Annotated in this window: 10 protein-coding genes; 6 read left to right on the top strand and 4 right to left on the bottom strand. The window is 35.0% G+C overall.

All coding sequences use genetic code 11. The annotated features are described in order from the left end of the window. Positions 1-159: 159 nt before the first annotated feature. Positions 160-1,053, bottom strand: coding sequence for a helix-turn-helix domain-containing protein (locus tag C8P67_RS07795; RefSeq protein ID WP_115812099.1), 894 nt, complete (start codon positions 1,051-1,053; stop codon positions 160-162). 131 nt (positions 1,054-1,184) lie between these two features. On the opposite strand from C8P67_RS07795, the gene C8P67_RS07790 reads away from it, so the two are divergent. The 4 genes from C8P67_RS07790 to C8P67_RS07770 all read left to right on the top strand — a co-directional run bounded on the left by C8P67_RS07790 (position 1,185) and on the right by C8P67_RS07770 (position 8,263). Next, positions 1,185-2,228 carry an efflux RND transporter periplasmic adaptor subunit gene (locus C8P67_RS07790; RefSeq protein ID WP_115812097.1) on the top strand — a complete coding sequence of 348 codons (1,044 nt, stop codon included), beginning with the start codon at positions 1,185-1,187 and terminating at the stop codon, positions 2,226-2,228. A gap of 12 nt (positions 2,229-2,240) precedes the next feature. Continuing rightward, a complete protein-coding gene (locus tag C8P67_RS07785) occupies positions 2,241-5,351 on the top strand; it encodes an efflux RND transporter permease subunit (protein WP_115812095.1) in 3,111 nt (1,036 codons plus the stop codon). Positions 5,352-5,353: 2 nt separating this feature from the next. Further along, the gene (locus tag C8P67_RS07780) at positions 5,354-6,700 is read left to right on the top strand and encodes a TolC family protein (protein ID WP_115812093.1); all 1,347 of its coding nucleotides are present in this window, start codon (positions 5,354-5,356) and stop codon (positions 6,698-6,700) included. 334 nt (positions 6,701-7,034) lie between these two features. Further along, positions 7,035-8,263 (top strand): IS3 family transposase gene (locus tag C8P67_RS07770; protein WP_394338644.1). Its coding sequence is split into 2 segments (ribosomal slippage): positions 7,035-7,395 and positions 7,395-8,263, totalling 1,230 coding nucleotides; the frame shifts between segments, so codons are not numbered across the junction. An 887-nt stretch (positions 8,264-9,150) separates the two neighbouring features. Here the strand turns inward: C8P67_RS07770 and C8P67_RS07765 are convergent. After that, positions 9,151-9,681 carry a S41 family peptidase gene (locus tag C8P67_RS07765; RefSeq protein WP_262511448.1) on the bottom strand — a complete coding sequence of 177 codons (531 nt, stop codon included), beginning with the start codon at positions 9,679-9,681 and terminating at the stop codon, positions 9,151-9,153. Between the two features lie 315 nt (positions 9,682-9,996). On the opposite strand from C8P67_RS07765, the gene C8P67_RS07760 reads away from it, so the two are divergent. Continuing rightward, complete coding sequence (locus tag C8P67_RS07760; RefSeq protein ID WP_115812087.1) at positions 9,997-11,166, top strand: helix-turn-helix domain-containing protein; 1,170 nt, start codon at positions 9,997-9,999, stop codon at positions 11,164-11,166. Positions 11,167-11,299: 133 nt separating this feature from the next. After that, the gene (locus C8P67_RS07755) at positions 11,300-13,750 is read left to right on the top strand and encodes a TonB-dependent receptor (RefSeq protein WP_170141428.1); all 2,451 of its coding nucleotides are present in this window, start codon (positions 11,300-11,302) and stop codon (positions 13,748-13,750) included. Between the two features lie 632 nt (positions 13,751-14,382). Here C8P67_RS07755 and C8P67_RS07750 read toward each other — a convergent pair. Together C8P67_RS07750 and C8P67_RS07745 are read right to left on the bottom strand one after the other, a co-directional pair. Beyond that, positions 14,383-15,579: a hypothetical protein gene (locus C8P67_RS07750; RefSeq protein ID WP_115812083.1), complete on the bottom strand. Its 1,197-nt coding sequence runs from the start codon at positions 15,577-15,579 to the stop codon at positions 14,383-14,385. A gap of 35 nt (positions 15,580-15,614) precedes the next feature. After that, positions 15,615-17,960 (bottom strand): TonB-dependent receptor, encoded by a 2,346-nt coding sequence (locus tag C8P67_RS07745; protein ID WP_115812081.1) that lies wholly within the window; start codon positions 17,958-17,960, stop codon positions 15,615-15,617. Between the last annotated feature and the right edge of the window lie 249 nt (positions 17,961-18,209).

The following is an 18,209-nucleotide window of genomic DNA, read 5'->3' as shown; positions in this document are numbered from 1 at the left end:
CGATATCAAATAGATGCAAAGCAAAGCAGGTCTTGCAATAATGTTTACAATATTAGGATAAAGCCCAACGGTAAAAGTCTTTGCGACCATAGGTCTTATGAATAACTCCATTCTTTCTTGATATACTTTCTGCTTTTGTTTTCTGCATCATTTAAGATGTTAATAATTTCTATATTGCAAAGGCGTAAGCCCAGCTCTTTTTTTAAAATATGTCCCAAAAAATGAAGGATTGGCAAAATTTAACTCATCTGCAATTTGGGATACTGTCAAATTGGAACTTTTCAAAAGTGCTTTGGCTGCCATAATTACGATTTCATCAATCCATTCCGTAACAGATTTTCCATTGACCGCCATGATTGTTTTAGAAAAATACTTTGGTGTCAGATGGAGTTTATCAGCATAAAATTGAATGCTTCGCTCTTTTTTATAATGCTCATAAAGGAGTGCAGTAAATTTCATGTGAATTTCTTCTTGACGATTTTTATATTTTGGCACAGAACTAATATTTTCTATAAAATACAACTGCAGTATTTTATAAAGTAATGCCGTTAGAAAACTCTTGATAATTTGTTCCCGATATAAATCCTGCTTTTGATACTGCAGTACAACCAATTCATGAATCGCCAGCATTTCTTTAAACTGTTCTTTTTCTAAATGCCAGCATGCTTTTTCTTCTACTAATTTTACAATGTGTCCCATTTCTGTAGAGAGCTTTATATTTGAGACAAAGTCGAATGTAAAAAGCAGGAAGTCAACTCTTAAATCCTTGCCTTGTTCATTTATCTCGATAATGCTATTAGGATGAATAATTACTAATGTATTCTCATCAACATCATGTTCAATGAGATTTATTTTGACTTTAGCAGATCCTTTTTTACAAAATACAATTGCAATACCATCAACTATATGCGGATGATTAGCATCAATGGCATGCTCCTCAATCTTTGTGGCATTCCGTGAGACTATAAAATCATCTATATCCATAAGTACATCGACATGCAGCTGCTTGGCAAAATGTTCTATAGAAATTTTATTGTAGAGCTCCCTATTCATAATTAATAAAAATATTGTTTTTGGTAAAGATATAAAAATAGCGAAATTTTGAACAGTTTTGAAGATAAATTGGTTCTTGCCGAATGCTGTCTATAATAGATATTTGTTACTAAACATAATTGAAGAAAAAAATGAACAAATCAAGATCTATTTCGGTTAAACTTTGGGGGGCGTTATCGGTATTACTGGCTGTATTCTCTTGTAATACTAAGGATACTCCAAAAGAGGTGAATACTATTCCTGTCAGAATTCAGAATATTACAGCAGACAAAAATGTCTATAAACAAGAATACATTGGGACAGTGGAGAGTGATAAAACAGTAGAGATTAGTTTTATTTTACCAGGAACTATTGAACAAATAGCTGTTAGTGAAGGTCAAAAGGTAACTAAAGGGCAATTATTAGCCAGGCTTAATACTACTTCTGTAAAGAATTCTCATGACTTATCGGTAGCGGCATTAAAGCAGGCTAAAGATGCTTACAAAAGATTTTCATCAATGTACGAACAGAACAGTCTTCCGGAAATTCAGTTTATCGATATTAAAACAAAACTCGAACAAGCCAGAGCCAGCGAAGAGATTGCAAGAAAAAATCTCCATCAATGCGCTATATATGCACCGTTTACAGGTGTCATTGGAAAAAAGCTTTTCGAAACAGGGGCTAATGTAATGCCGGGAAGTCCAGTTTTTACGATAATGGATATCCGTAACGTGAAGATCAAGGCAGCAATACCAGAAGGTGAAATTTCTAACATGCATGAAGGGACTAAAGCTAAAGTGATTGTTTCAGCTTTGGACAATGCATCCTTTGATGGGACACTTGTAGAAAAAGGGGTTTTAGCCAATCAGGTATCACATACTTATGATATAAAATTGCAGGTAAATAATCCATCGGGCAAAATTATACCAGGAATGGTCTGCCGTACTTATTTGGGCACAGGCAGTTCCGAAAGCAATATTATAGTCCCTTTGCGTGCGGTACAAGTGGACTATTCGGGAAAAAGATTCGTATGGCTCCAAGATAAAAATAACAAAGCAGTTTACAGAGAACTAAAGCTTGGAAGTCTTTCGCAAAACGGTGTTCAGGTACTTAGCGGTCTTCAAGAAGGCGATAAGCTGATTACGGCAGGATATCAGAATATTAGTGAAGGGATAACAGTAAAAGCTAACAATTAATAAGCATTGCAGATGAATGAAGATAAAGGAATTATTGCATGGGCAATAAAGTATAATAAGATTGTACTGCTGCTCATTACTACGATGGTATTGTTTGGAATTTACGGTTTATACAAGATGCCTAAACAGGAATTTCCGGTATTTACAATACGGCAGGGAGTAGTTGCAGGAGTGTATCCGGGAGCTACTTCAGCAGAAGTGGAGGAGCAGCTGGCCAAACCACTGGAAAAATTTCTGTTTACGTATAAAGAAGTAAAAAAGGCAAAGACCTATTCGCAGTCAAGGGACGGAATCGTCTATGTTTTTGTGGAGCTAAATGATGAAGTGAGTAATAAGGATGAAGTCTGGTCAAAAATCAAGCATGGTCTTACTGCCTTTAAAATGCAGCTGCCTTCCGGCGTGCTTGCAGTAATTGCCAATGATGATTTTGGTGACACCTCTGCGCTGCTTATTGCCTTGGAATCAGATACAAAGACTTATCGTCAGCTTAAAATTTATATTGAAGCGTTAGAAAACAAATTAAGAGGCGTAGAGTCTGTATCAAATCTTCGGCGTTATGGTGTTCAGGATGAGCAGCTGAGTATTTATGTAGATAAAGAAAAGGTCGCCAGTTACAGTATTAATATTTACAGCCTGTACCAAACACTGCTAACTAAAGGTATGATCGGACCTGCAGGGGTAATTGATAATGATGAGATGGTTGTGCCTATTCATATTGCCCGGCCATTTTCTTCAGAACGAGATTTGGAGGAACAGATTATTTACTCCGATCCTCAAGGTAACCATATACGGCTCAAAGATGTAGCCAAAGTGGTTCGTGAATATCCTAAAGCTTCGAGTTATACGATAAGTAACAATAAAAAGTGTCTTGTTCTTTCTACCGAAATGCGTGAGGGATATAATATTGTACAGTTCGGAACTGATGTAGATAAGGTATTGAAGGCTTTTGAAAAGACACTTCCTCCGGATGTAAAAATTTACCGTATTGCCGATCAGCCACAGGTAGTTGATGCTTCAATAAATACCTTTTTAAAGGAACTTGGTATTGCAATTATTGCTGTGATATTAGTAACCGTTGTTTTTCTGCCTATTCGTGTAGCAGGTGTTGCCGCTTCAACGATTCCAATTACCATTTTCATTTCTTTAGGGCTGATGTTTGCTCTAGGAATAGAATTAAATACCGTAACCCTTGCTGCATTAATTGTTGTGCTTGGAATGATAGTCGATAATTCTATAGTCATAGTTGACAGTTATCTGGAGAAGCTGGATGAAGGCGCTGAGAGAAAAAAAGCAGCAATCGACAGTGCCCGCGAGTATTTCAAAGCGATATTTTCGGCAACCCTGGCTATTGGAATTACATTTTTTCCTTTCTTGATCACTTTTACCGGAATGATGTATGATTTTTTGAGTGCGTTTCCATGGACGATACTGATTACTTTGTCAATTTCGCTGGCTATTGCAATATTGTTTGTTCCTTTTCTGCAGTATTTTTTTATCAAAAAAGGAATTCACTCAGCACCAAATGGAGAAAAGCGTTATAAATCTTTTATGGATTATGTGCAGTCTTTTTATAATGCGGTGCTTGAAAATGTATTCCGCTTTCCTAAAATAACATTGTGTATTGGTGTTGCCTTTGTTGTATTGGGAGTCGCCATGTTTGTTAATCTCCCTTTGAAAATAATGCCTACAGCGGAAAGAAATCAATTTGCAGTAGAAATATTTCTGCCGCAGGCCAGTGCACTAGCGCAAACAGAAATTGTTGCTAAAGATTTGGCTGAAGTACTTTCAAAAGACAAACGCATAACCTCTATAACTACTTTTATGGGGACAGGCTCCCCAAGGTTTCATACCACTTATGCACCTAAAATTGGTGGTCCCAATTTTGCACAGTTTATTGTTAATACGGTTTCTAGTGAAGCAACCGTCGAACTTCTGGACGAGTACTCTGAAAAGTACGCCCGAAACTATCCAGAAGCTTACATCAAATTCAAGCAGCTAGACTATCAGGCCGGCGTAGATGCTGATGTTGAAGTGAGGCTAAGCGGTGACAGTATTTCGGATCTAAAAGCAACTGCTGCAAAATTGCAATCAGATATTAAAAAGCTCAATACACAAGCAAGAGTTTATACTAATTATGAAGAAATACTTCCAGACATCACAATCAGTGTTGATCCTGTAGAATCCAACCGATTAGGAATTAATGAAGGCATATTGGGAATTGGTCTGACTTCAAGATTTGGAGGGATGCCTATTACAAACATTTGGGAAGGCGATTATAAAGTTCCTGTAGTATTGAAATCAAAATGGCAGGATAAAGACCCTAAAGGCTCCGATGTAGAAAATGAATATGTATCCGGACTTTTTACTCCTGCAGTACCGCTCAGACAGGTGGCAAAGGTAACCAATGGCTGGCAGGAGGGACAGATTGTCCACAGAAATGGAGTACGGACACTTTCGGTATATGTGGACCTAAAAAGAGGAGAAAAAGTGAATATAACACAGTCGAAGGTCGAGGAAATTGTTCAAAAAATGTCTAAAGAAATAGGTGATAGGAATATCACTGTTTCTTATGGGGGAGTGAAGGCAGATACTGATGAAACTCTTCCTAAAATAATTTCTGGGCTGCTTATTTCAATCCTTATTATTTTTTTCATACTGGTTTTCCACTTCAAAAAAGTAAGCCTTGCCACATTGGTATTTGCATCAACTTCCTTTAGTTTTTTTGGTGCAGCATTCGGACTTTGGCTGATGGATATGGAATTTAGCATGACGGCAGTATTAGGGCTGGTGAGCTTGATAGGAATCATTGTAAGGAACGGAATTATTATGTATGATTATATAGAAGAGCTTCGAAGTCACTCTAAAATGCTGGTTCTGGAGGCTTGTATAGAAGCAGGAAAGAGAAGAATGAGGCCCATACTCCTTACTTCATTGGCTGCCTCAATGGGTGTAATACCTATGATTATCAGTAAAAGTCCGCTTTGGGGACCTATGGGAACAGTAATATTTTTTGGGACATTAATTTCAATGGTTTTTATACTTACGATGCTGCCTTTGATTTATTGGATAACTTATAAAAATGAAGATTTGACAAGGAACACTGAATACTATAAAAAGAACTAAAGATGAGAAATTTACAAATAATAATATTAATGTTCTGTATCTCTTGTTATGGGTATGGTCAGACACAGCTTAGCATTGAGCAGAGCAAAAGCATGGCGGTTAAGAATAACAATAAGATCAAAAACAGTGTACTTGAAGTAGATGCAGCCAAGGAGTCTAAAAAAGAAATGTTTACCAATTATTTCCCAAAAGTCACTGCGTCAGCCATTGGTATGCAGGCATTAGACCCATTGCTTGAAATTAAAATGAAAGGGGGTAACCTGCCAATATATGACGGGAATCCGGCCAGTTTGGCAAATGCGGCCCAATTTGCCTATATGCCCGATGTTAATATGGGATTGTTTAATCAAGTGGGATTGGGATATGTAAGTGTTTTGCAGCCGGTATATGCTGGCGGAAAGATTAAAACAGCTAACAATCTTACAAGTTTAAATGTAAAAGTAAAAGAACAGCAGCAGGTTTTAACGGCCAATGAAGTAATTTTGATCACGGAACAGCAATATTGGCAAGTGATAATATTACAGGAAAAACAAAAAACACTAGAAGGATACATTCGATTTTTGGATACACTTTACAGGCAGGTAAATACCGCTTTCAAAAGCGGCATCATCATAAAGAATGACCTGCTTAAAGTAACAATCAAACAGCAGGAACTACAAGTCAGCAAGATGCAGCTTGCAAACGGTCGAAAATTGGCTCTTATGCAGCTTTGTCAGACAATAGGTGCAGATTATAATTCTGATATAATGCTAAATAGTGATCTAACCGATTTTTCTGCACCGGAAAACTACTTTGTTGACCGCAATACCGCACTTCCTAATCGTGCAGAGTATCAGCTTCTTGAAAAGGCGGTTGAAGCTTCAAAACTGGAAACAAAAATGAAGAAGGCTGATTATCTTCCTAGTTTTGGAGTTGGTGCCGTTGGCTATTATATGGATCAGCTTGAATCTAATCTTGACGGGGCTGCTAACGGAATGGTTTATGCCTCCCTGAACATACCAATATCTGAGTGGTGGGGGGCAAAACACAAACTTAAAGAACTTAAAAACAGAGAATCAATTGCTAAAAATACCTTAGAGGACAATAAAGGATTATTGAGTCTGCAAATGGAAAAGGCATGGACAAATCTAACAGAACTAAATGATAAAATACATCTAATGGAGGCAGCACTGCTGCAAACAGAGGAAAATTTATTGGTAAGCCAAAAGGGTTATACTAACGGTATATTACAGCTGTCTGATCTTCTTGAAGCAGAGGCATTAAAGATTGATACAAAAAACAAACTCATTGAGGCCAAAAGCCAATACAGAATATCATTGACAATATATTTACAGGTAACCGCCAGATAATGCTAGAATCTAAAGACATTTATTTTTTTAAGGTAAATATAAAGGATAATTATGATGAATTCTGGTTAAGGGAAGACCTGAAGGAAGTTAGTTCAGGTATTTATTGTGAATTTTTAGAAGGAACAAAAATAATGATAATAGCCGCTGACAAGGTTTATAAAGGCGAGATTACTATTGTACTGAATCAGCTTGATTGCAATAGAAGTGTGGAAATGAATTCCAATTTTATTTTTTTGCAAATACCAATTTGAACAAATAAAGCCATTGTATTTCAATGGCTTTATTTTTTTTGTATGTATCGTCCTGAAATAAGTTGACACAAAATCGACTTATTATGAATAACCCAGACAACACAGAGGAAAAGCGAACCCAACGGGATTATAATTTAGGCTTTAAATTATCCGTTGTTTCTCAAGTAGAGAAAGGCGAGTTTACCTATAAACAAGCCCAAAAAAGATACGGAATTCAAGGCAGAAGCACTGTTTTGGTATGGTTAAGAAAATTTGGTAATTTAGACTGGAGCAAACCAAAGATTCTGTTTATGTCCAAATCCATCGAAACTCCTGCACAAATCATTAAAAGACTTGAAAAAGAATTAGCAGATGAAAAGCTAAAAAACAAAGTTTTGAACACAATGATTGATATATCTGATAGTCAATACGGGACTCAAATAAGAAAAAAGTTTTCTCCCAAACCATCCGAGGCATCCAGCAAGAAGGCGTGAGCCTTTCTAAAACTTGTAGATTGTTTGGGATAAGCCGACAATCCATATATCAGCAAGAAATACATTTTATTGAAAGAGAAAAAGAATTAATAAAAGTAAAAGAACTGGTTGAAAAGCAAAGACGGGATATGCCTCGCCTGGGAACAAGAAAACTATATTTTTTACTGGAAAATGTTTTTGTTGAAAATGGAATAAAAATCGGAAGAGATGCCCTTTTTAGTTATCTAAAACGAGAAAATATGCTTATTAAACCTGTAAAAAGTTATACTAAAACTACTTTCTCTAAACATTGGTTACATAAATATCCGAACCTATTGAAAGAGACGTCTATTTACAGAAGTGAGCAAGTATTCGTTAGCGATATCACTTATATAAAATCAAAAGAAAGAACTCATTATCTTTCATTAGTGACCGATGCTTATAGCAGAAAAATTGTAGGCTACCAGCTCAGTGATGATATGAGTGCGCAAAATGTGGTCAAAGCTTTAAAAATGGCTGTTAGAAATAGGAAAAACAATCTTCCTTTGATACATCACTCAGACAGAGGTTTACAATATTGTTCACAAACTTATCAAAATGTATTAAAAGAAAATAATATAAACCCTTCAATGATAGATGGTTATGATTGTTGTCAAAATGCTTTAGCCGAGAGGATTAATGGTATTTTAAAGCATGAGTTTTTGATTTATAAATGCAAAAATGGTCAAGAACTCAGTAAGCTCATTAAAGAATCCATTGAATGTTACAATACTAAAAGACCACATTTAAGTTTAATGATGAAAACACCTAATTTTGTATATGAAAAAACCAGTGAAATTTTCTCCACTGGTTTTAACTAATTTATTGTAAAACTTGTCAATCTATTTTAGGACGAGTCAGTAACATTAAAATAAGATAAGTTTTTTATATAATTATATGAAAATAAAGTGTCTACAAATAAGTAAAATATAAATTACGGGTTTTGTATGCAAAAGAGTTAGCAGGCATCTCATCAAATATGGAAAGCTGTTAATTTTATGCCTGTTCTATAGTATCCTGGTAAGATTTTCTATAAAAGCTGCTTTGTCTTTCTTAACCATCTTAAGCATTTCTCTTTTGTCTTCAGGTATAGAATTAAGATAAAATAAATAATTATTTATTTATTTATTTATTTATTTATGATGGAAATTATTAAAGAAGTTTTATTAAAAATAGTTTTATATCATTAGAATTCTTAATTAGATGAAACTGATAAATAGTTGGTGTTTTCAAAGATGAACAGATGATATGCACAAGCTAATAGGAGGCTGTCGTCTAATAGGAATGGTGTTAGTTTCCTTAAAATGAGCCTAATTGCATCCCTGTGCTTTTTGTTTTTCGCTTTTGAAACTGGATTTGATATTTTTTTGCTTAATTCATAATTATTTTCAGGTTTCTATGAGTGCGAACATTAATGGCAGTGAAATTTACCACGGGAAAGTATTCACCATTTGAGTAAAATAATTTTTATGGACAAGCCGGCAACTTTGCAGTAACGGGAAAGAGGGATGGATATAATTCAGGAATTATTTTCTTTATGATATAGACACAATATTTTCTGTTCTGTTCTTCTTTTTTTATTACTCTTACCGCTAAGTAGCTTTACGATGACCAGGCCTTCAAAGTCTGAAACGTTCTGTCGTCATTAAATTCAGTAGAAGTAGAAAACTTCAGTTTTTAAGGCAGCCTGTCTGGAGCAAAATTCGCCTCAGCGGTTCGCTGGTTCATTTTTAAGCCATTTAATCGACTGAATAATCTTTTCATCGTATTTTAAATCCTCAAAATTATCTCCGCCAGTTATCTCAAAATCAGGTTTTATGTTTTTAATGTAAATTTTACCAGTTCTATCGGCCACATAACCTACTGCTAAATTTAATTCTGAATTTTTATCAATTTTAAATCCCTGATTTGATGTAGTATAATTAGCAGATTCTTCACCGAATAATTTCGTTTTACTTCTCCCAATTAAAGCAACTGCAGTCATCTCTCCTGAGCTTGCAGTATAGCCGCTTATTAAAACTGCTATCGGTAATTGTTTTTTGATTGGCTTTTTTAATTTTTTTCTATCTAAAACCTGATTAGAATCTACATAAAAATTACCGTTTTTCAATAACCACTCTCCATCTGATCGATTATTAGATGTTACAAATCCGCCTAATTTTTCATTATCACCAATAAGGTCACTAATCCCAGCAATCATCGGATACATATTCCCACCGGTATTTATCCGTAAATCGATTATCCATCCTTTTTTTTATTTGAATTTATTTTGTTGATTTCGTCAACAATATTATTGGATATACTATCCATTTTTTTTACATTAAAATCATTATTTCCAGAAATTATGAGCCGATTGTAGTAATAAGTCATGGTATAAATCCATCTGATTATTTATATTTACATCACAATTTACAGGACATTCTTTTAGCAATTACATTCAAATATTTTTAGAGAGTACTTTGAAATTCGGTGCTGTATTATATTATCTCACGTTAATTTGAGAATAGTAAACAAGGTTTTTTATTATTGATGTAAAACAATAAAAAAGGTACAAATGAAAGAAGATATAAATGTTAACTTATTAGACATTTTTGTGTTTTTAACTGTTTTTCTGGCTATTTATATCTCTTTTTTTATTATTAAAAACGGTAGGAAATATAGTAAAGCCAATATCTATCAGGGATTATTCCTTATTTCTTTTGCTTTTTTGGCCTTAGAAGAATTTCTTAACAATACCGGTTATATAGTAAAAGTATTGTACTTGACTAACTTTAGCCAGCCCTTCAATTTTCTTCTGGGGCCATTTTTCTATTTATACATTCAATACACCCTTTATCCTGAAAAAAAGAGTAAAAATTGGTATCATTTTATAGTACCCTTTTTTTGGTTTTTCTATATTGGCTTTTATCTTGCCCAACCCGACGGCTTTAAGTATAATTCCTATATCAGTTTAAAACATCCCGATTGGCAAGAGGTTAAAGCTGTTACCACTTTTTCCTCCGATCCTTTATCTGTGAAGGAATATGCTAACGAGATTACAATTGTTTCTCTTCTGCTATATTACAGCGCTTCACTTTTCCTAATAATGAAAAAACTTAAAAGTATTAATCAGTCATTTTTTAATGTAAAATGTCCCAAGGTAACTATCGTACGAAATAGTTTTGCCCATAGTTTTATAACGATTTTGGCTTTTTGCATTATAAAATTGTTATGGGGTATGAAAAGCGATATCGGGATGATAGTAGTACCGTATTATTGTATTTATGTATGTATAATTAGCTATCGGATTACCAATTCTTCGGATTATTTTAATCAACCGTTCTTTATCTTAGATTTTCCAACAGCAAAATATCAAAAATCGTCGCTTACCGAGCAACAGAAGGACGAAATACTGAATAAAGTAAAACATGAAATGGAAGTAAATCTCTATTTTACTAATAATCTCTCATCACTTAAAGATCTGGCCAGGCAAATTAATAAGCCAACGCACCATCTTTCTCAGGTAATTAACGAACGACTGAACAAAAACTTCTTTGAACTTTTAGCATCCTATCGAATCGCATATGCAGAAAAATTGATACAAAGAGACGAAAATTCTAAATTGACCACTGAGGAGCTTGCCGATAAGGTCGGTTATAACTCTAAATCCTCATTCAATACAGCATTTAAAAAACATACCTCTGTCACTCCTTCAGATTACAGGAAAAATTTAAAAGTTCAATAGTATTACTTGACTTTTTATTGGTAAAACTGTTCGTCCCGATAAGCGCGAACGATTGCCTTATTGGCTCGTTCGTTCTAAAGCTCTTTTAGCTTGGACATTTGCAGTACTAAAAACTAAGTAAAGTCAAATGTTTATGCTGTCCAAATCTAAATTTAAAGTCATTCTATTATTTGCAATTGCCCTGAACATTTTTAGTATCTCGGCACAACCCCAAAACAGAACTATTACGGGAATAGTTTTAGACAATAAAAAGCAACCGGTCCCTGGTGCTGAGATAGTATTGTTAAATGCAACTGATTCATCATACGTATACAAAACAAATACGGATCATGAAGGAAAATTTTCTTTAGGAGCAAAACAGGGAAATTATGTTGTGTCTGTCGTGATGCCAGGATTTCAGAAACAACTATTGAGGATAGATGTGTCTACTGATAGCCTCCTTTTACTAGAGCCTTTTATTCTCCAAGAGAACATTTTGCATTTGAAGGAAGTTAGGGTTGTCGGAACCAAAAAAGGCATTGAATTTGAAGCAGGAAAAACCATAATAAACCCCAATACTTCAATTGTTATGGCTCAGGGAACTGTTTTTGAAGCTCTAAAAAACGTACCCGGGCTTATCGTTAACGACGATGGGACCATTATATTAAATGGGGAACAAGGTGTAAATGTACAGATTAACGGAAAAGAAACCTACTTTTCTGGGATTGCATTGGCCAATATTTTAAAATCAACCGCTGTTGCTTCTGTTGAAAAAATAGAAATTTTAACAAGCCCATCAGCTCAATATGATGCTTCAGGAAAAGCCGGAATTATTAATATTCGATTGAAAAAAATATCTGTTCAGGATCTTACTTTTTCTTCCGCTTTAAACTATCAAAAGGGCAAAGATGCCCGCAGTGATATATGGACACGCGGCACAATGCGAAAAAATAAAATGGGATTTAGCGCAGATTTTTTTCACTTTCAGGGTGATAAGGCAAAGAAGGGAATACTATTTAGAGCATATGAATTCGCAAACAAGGAGACAACTTTTACCAAAACAACAATACAAAATGTTTCAACAAGAAATAAGGATAATACCAAAAACTTAAAAATTGCTGCCGATTTCGAGCTATCAAAATCTATAAGTCTGGAGGCTAATTTTGCGGGTAATTTTTTCCATCGTAATACTCCCGGAAATTCAATCGCATTATTTTCCAGTTACAATTCCATTAAGGATTCGGTTCTTAATACCACAACCCAAGGTGATTTACAACAAAAAACGCTAAACGGCGGTATTCGTGCAGATTACAAAGATGAAAAAAAATGTGAGGCCAATATTTCAGCAGATTATCTTTCATTTGATCACAACGAAAACACCCAGTTGTATAGCTCACATTTCAATCCTTCATTTATACAGGCTCGTACGGATAGTGTATCAGGGAATTTGAAAGGTGATATTAGGATGTTATCTCTGCAAAGTAATTTTTCAATTCCTTTATCAGAGAAAACACAATTTCAGACAGGAACCAAATTATCTAGTACTAACATACATAATCAGGCTGTTTACAGGGATTCCGGGGGCAGTTATGATGCTATTTTTAACAGCAGCAACCAGTATGAGTATAGTGAGATTATCAATGCAGGCTATATTCAATTGAGCGGAAAAATGAACCGCTGGAATTTCCAGACTGGATTACGGGCAGAAAACACCCAAATCGATGCAGCCACCATTGATATTAAAAAGATAGAGAAAGATTCTTCCTATCAGATTGTTTACACTAAACTTTTTCCAAATGCCAGTATTCTTTACGCCATAAATGATGACAAAAACGTATCGATAAGATACAATCGCCGTATTAGCCGACCTAATTACCGCAATTTAAGTCCGTTTGATTACATCGTAGATCAGGTTACAATAATACGAGGTAATCCAAAGCTTCAAGCTGAACTGACACATAATATTGAATTGGCTTATGTTTTTCGAAAGACCTATCGTTCCACCATTTTTTACACTTTTTCCAACAATGCTATTGCAACAGGATTTAAAGATTTCGAAAAGGGCGGACTCCTTATAACAACCGAAAACAATGCATCAAACCTGCGCTTTGGTCTTAAGTTGGATGCTGGCGAGCTTATAAATTTAAAGTGGTGGCAAATGAGCGCAGGCATTTCTATATTTTATACAGAAAACAAGTGGATTGATTTCGATCAGACAAAAAAGAACACGCAAATTACGCCTTTAGCAAACTGTAGTAATCAATTTATTTTTGGAAAGGGCTGGACTGCACAATTAACGGGATATTACAACGGAAAGATGGCATTTGGGCAATTAAGCATTCCTGATATCTGGTCTGTTTCAGGAGGGATTCGAAAGAAATTGCTTGACGAAAAACTTAATGTTCAGCTGTATTTCAACGATATTTTTAGGTCTATACGTGAAAAAGCGGCTTTTGAAAGCAGATCCGTAAAAGGTTTCAGTAATATACGTAATGATGAAACCGCAGTAGGAATTTCTGTTAACTACAATTTTAAAAAGGGAAAATCAAAAGAAAAAGAAAAGCAGGATAGAACTCCTGAAGAAAGTAAAAGAATTAATTTTTAGCAGATTTGAGTTATAGTTTAGAAATTAAATAAGAGGGTACCGTTTAAATAGATGCAGTTTTTTGAATAATTAGTGTAATCATCACTAATTATAAAGAGCTGTATGGGGAGAATAATAAGCTAAAGGACAATTTATAAGGAGTGAATTTCTCAAAACAGCTGCCAAATTTTAATTGTATTAAAGTTTTAGTTTTAATATTGAGTTCTCTTTTAAAGATTTTCATACCTTAGTGATCTTTCTAATTTCAGAGAATTGTCGTCCCGGAAAAAAGAGAAAAGTAAATCAAGATAATTTTTGTAGTGAAAAGAACATTTTGTACTAAAATGAGATTAGATACGGGATCGTTACATTAGCTCAGACATTATACAAAAAATTAATTATGCGAAATTTGTTCGATTCTGTATCCAGATGCAGAAGATCCAGCAATAAAAACGGTGTATACTTTTCCGGCTGTAAAATCTGCAGCAGGCATCGTTGCCAGATCATCGGATGCTCCAGTTCACGTCAACTTAATTTAATTTATAAACCACTTTGTTTTTTAAAGTAAAATCTCAGTTGTGGAAAAAATCTATAAAAAAGGTCGAAATTTTTTATTTTCGACCTTTTTGTAATTTAAAGTTTCCTCTAAGTTATTATTTGTTTAATCTTGAAATCCAGTTTACATAGTCCAAACCTTTGATCTCAATGCCTTTTGTCAAACTGCCTGAATTGATATCATAAGTATAGACAAAACTTCCACTTGCTTTTGTAGATACTAAAATATAAGCTTTTCCATTTTCAACGAAAACTGGAGAAGAGCTTGTGTACTGGCTCAGTGGCAGATTCAATTTTGTTTTGGTTTTGGCCGCTACATCTATGACATAATATTCAAAAACATCTGAACCGTTGTAATCATCAAAGGTCAAGAGGACATCTTTTCTTCCAAGCCGACTAATTCCTTTTCCGTTTCCTAAATCGTAAAGTCCGTAAAATTCTTTGTTTCCGTCGCTAATAGCCGTTAAATCAAAAAAGTAGTCTGCATTAAGTTCCGTAGCGCCATTGCTTACTTTAAAGATAGCACTTGGCTTATCAGATACAGATCCCCAGCGCTCACCGCAATCGGTAATAATATAAAGATCGTTATTGTATTTTATGGTACCGCCCATTAAAGTGGAAAATGTACCCAAAGCGCCGGAACGTGTATCGGTGTCAATTTTTAAATTAGCCATTGAAGGGTAATCAACAGAAGCAAGGTAAGCCACAGAGGTGCTGGTCCATCCAGAATGGTATACAGTATAGGGTAAATATAATTTGCCATTGTTCAGCACACAGCCTGAAAGGTAAATAGCTTTGTCCGTAGCCTGCAAACCCGTAACAGTCAAAGTTCCTGATTTTGTTACCGACAAGTCATCTGTATTGACGATATTGTAGGTAAGATCTGCACTTGGCGCAGATGTTGAACCGTTCCATACTATAAGGGTAGTGTCATTTAGCCAGTAAGACCATAGGGAGTTACCAGCCAGGGTGATTTCTTTTGATAAAGTCAGGATGCTCTTTTCAAACTTATATTTAGATAGTTTTCCGTTAGCAAGATTGTAGTAAAATCCGTTTTTAAATAATCTTCCGTTTCCAGTAATTTCCGAACCGTTGCCATTTGCAGAAACTGTACCGCCTGAAATTGTACCCGAAGTAAGCATATAGGCTGCTGAAGGATTATTAACACCGCCGGCAAAAACGAATTCTTCACCCGTTGTTGTTTCATCCGTTTCTTTATTATCGTCATTGCTGCAGGATGTCAGAGACATAACTGCCATGCCCAATAGTCCAAGGAATTTTAGTTTTGTATTCATTATGATTTATTTAAGTTAATTATTTATACGATTTATTATTTGATAAAATATCTGAATTTGATGTAAAATGCCCTTCCTGCTTTCTGCAGTTTATAATTATCATAAGCTTCAGCATCAAATATATTGGTGCAGTCCAGTGCGATATTGTAGGTTCCGTTTTTTAAAGAATAGCTTATGCTTGCATTTTGGATAAACTGAGTTGGAATCCTGCTTTTGCCAGCTTCAAATGCCTTGCTTGGCCATGTCAGATAAAACCAGTGGATGTATTGCGAATACCAGTCAAACTGAATTTTAGTATTTTTCCCCAGCCAGTTTTCTTTTCCGTAACCTATGCTTCCGTTTGCAAAAAGCCAAGGCTGATTGGGAATGCGGTCTTGATAAGCTGAAGAAGCTTTATCTCTATTTATCGAGTTATTGTAGCTGGCGTTCAAAGAGGCGTTAAATGATTTAAAATGGTATTTGATATCTGTATCGACACCTGTAATGTCTACTTTTCCAACATTGCTGTAAGTAGAGAAAATACCGCCGGGAAGAAGCAGGATAAAATCTTGCGCTTTTCGTATAAAACCATTAGCTTCTATCGAAACAGTATGATAATCCTGCAGAATAAATTTATAGTAGGCCCCTAAATTAAAATTATCGCTGCTTTCAGGTTTTAGCTTCGGATTAGCGAGTATATTTATTCCGTCTCCAAGTAATTCTTCTACCTCTGGAATTCTGTAGGTATGCTCAAAAGAAGCTTTTATGCCACTATTATCGCTGAATTTATATCTTAAAGCGGTTCCGTATCCGAAATAATTATCAGTAAGTTCTGACTCTTCTTTTTCATAACCTGTGGCGTTGTAAAATACTGCTTCTCTTATATAAGTGTGCAGGCGGTAATTTTTTACAAATACAGAAGTGCTTAGACGATCATTAAATGCCTGATTTTCCCATCCAAGTCCGGCAATGGATTTATTTAATTTGTTGGGCACATCCAAGGCATTAGAATCCTGGTTGTTTGGGTTATAGTAATTGATTCCTTTTCGGGTGCTGTTGCTCAAGTTGTAATTAAAGCTTAAAGCATTGTTTTCGTTTAGCTTATAACCAAAATTTGCTCTGGCAATAGCCGATTTATTTTCATATTTAAAGATCTGGAATGATCCCTGTTCTCCAAAATTTGGATGCGTGTCAATCACTTCACCATTCCAGTCGTATTTATTTGTCGAAAGATCGGTCGTGGTGTTTTTATCAATTCCGTAAGAAGCATATAGATTGGCGCTTAGTCCATCAGTTAAAAAATTGTCTTTCTTGTATTTGACGCTCGGAAGAATAAAATCCCCCTTTGAATGGACCTCTCCAAAGACATTTTCCTGAGTGGCACCGGTCTGGCGTTCTTTGTAACGGTCTGCATAATTAAATCCGATAAGGAAGATATCTGCCCACTTTCTATTTCTAAAACCAGTTTCAACCTGAACCATAGAGGATTCAAAACCATCATTAAATCTTTTGAAATTGCCTGGAGTGCTTTGTCCCGACAAAGTCACATTCTTCATTATATAGTTATTGTCTGAATAGTTATAGAAAGCATTCACGCCAATTGTAAACCCGCTTTTTTCGCCGGTATATCTGCTTGATAATGCTGCCCTTTGAGTGTTAAACGATCCGTAACTGTAGCTTGCATCCAAAAAGGTATTGATATTTTGATTGGTAACAATATTAACGGCACCGCCCAGTGCATCTGCCCCTAAAGAAACAGGCACTACACCTTTGTATACTTCAATGCGTTCTGCTAAATTTATCGGGATATTATTTAAAGACATGGTGCTTCCAAAATTTTCCATCGGAATACCGTCAATAAAAAATTTGATCTGTTTGCCTGACAATCCGTTTACAGAAAAATTAAAATCGCCGCCCAGCCCGCTGGTTTCACGGATTCGGATTCCAGAAGAACGGTTTAAAACCTGATTTATATCTGTAGAGGTATTGTACAGATTTTTAAGTTCAATAGAGTTGAAATTAAATGCCTGTTCGCGGACACGCTGCTCTTTGGATTTGCCTGCAATTTTTACTTCATCTAAAGCAGCAGTATCTTCTTCAATACTGATGTTTTTTAGTTTTTTATCTGACTGCTCTACAGTAATTTCGATTTCTTTTACCTTGAAACCTATCAAGCTTGCAACTAAAATATACTTTCCCGATGGTGCAGTAATGATATATTCACCATCTGCATTTGTTAAGGCTGTGTAAGGAGTTCCTTTTAAGACTATAGAAACGCCCTCAGCCCGGGTTCCTGTGTTTGTTAATATAATTCCCGAAATTCTGATTTTATTATTTTGGCAATAAACGGTTGTTGCAGTTACAAAAAAGGCAATTAAAAGTAAAATTCTATGTGCACGCATTATTTAAAAAGGGTTTTAAATGAATTCGATGCAAAAGTATTGTATAAACTCTTTAAAAACAATATTATTTTTAATTATTCTAAATAAAAATAAATTAATATTAATTAGTTGACATTTAAACGAATAGGATTAGTAGGGGAGTCCCCAATTTTTTTAGGAGGGCAAAATAGATTTTTGATAGCTGTAAATTTTTTGAATAGTGATTGCCAAATGCTATTGTAGGGATTATTTCGGATTCAAACTAGTAAC

Origin of the sequence: Flavobacterium aquicola (assembly GCF_003385115.1) — a bacterium.
In the GTDB taxonomy this organism is placed as follows: domain Bacteria; phylum Bacteroidota; class Bacteroidia; order Flavobacteriales; family Flavobacteriaceae; genus Flavobacterium; species Flavobacterium aquicola.
Note: the sequence above shows the minus strand (reverse complement) of the source record. Positions and strands in the feature narration are given on the sequence as shown.

Coding starts and splice junctions, on each gene's coding strand:
- C8P67_RS07795 (WP_115812099.1), bottom strand. CDS start 1,053: ATGAATAGGGAGCTCTACAATAAAATTTCTATAGAACATTTTGCCAAG.
- C8P67_RS07790 (WP_115812097.1), top strand. CDS start 1,185: ATGAACAAATCAAGATCTATTTCGGTTAAACTTTGGGGGGCGTTATCG.
- C8P67_RS07785 (WP_115812095.1), top strand. CDS start 2,241: ATGAATGAAGATAAAGGAATTATTGCATGGGCAATAAAGTATAATAAG.
- C8P67_RS07780 (WP_115812093.1), top strand. CDS start 5,354: ATGAGAAATTTACAAATAATAATATTAATGTTCTGTATCTCTTGTTAT.
- C8P67_RS07760 (WP_115812087.1), top strand. CDS start 9,997: ATGAAAGAAGATATAAATGTTAACTTATTAGACATTTTTGTGTTTTTA.
- C8P67_RS07755 (WP_170141428.1), top strand. CDS start 11,300: ATGCTGTCCAAATCTAAATTTAAAGTCATTCTATTATTTGCAATTGCC.
- C8P67_RS07750 (WP_115812083.1), bottom strand. CDS start 15,579: ATGAATACAAAACTAAAATTCCTTGGACTATTGGGCATGGCAGTTATG.
- C8P67_RS07745 (WP_115812081.1), bottom strand. CDS start 17,960: ATGCGTGCACATAGAATTTTACTTTTAATTGCCTTTTTTGTAACTGCA.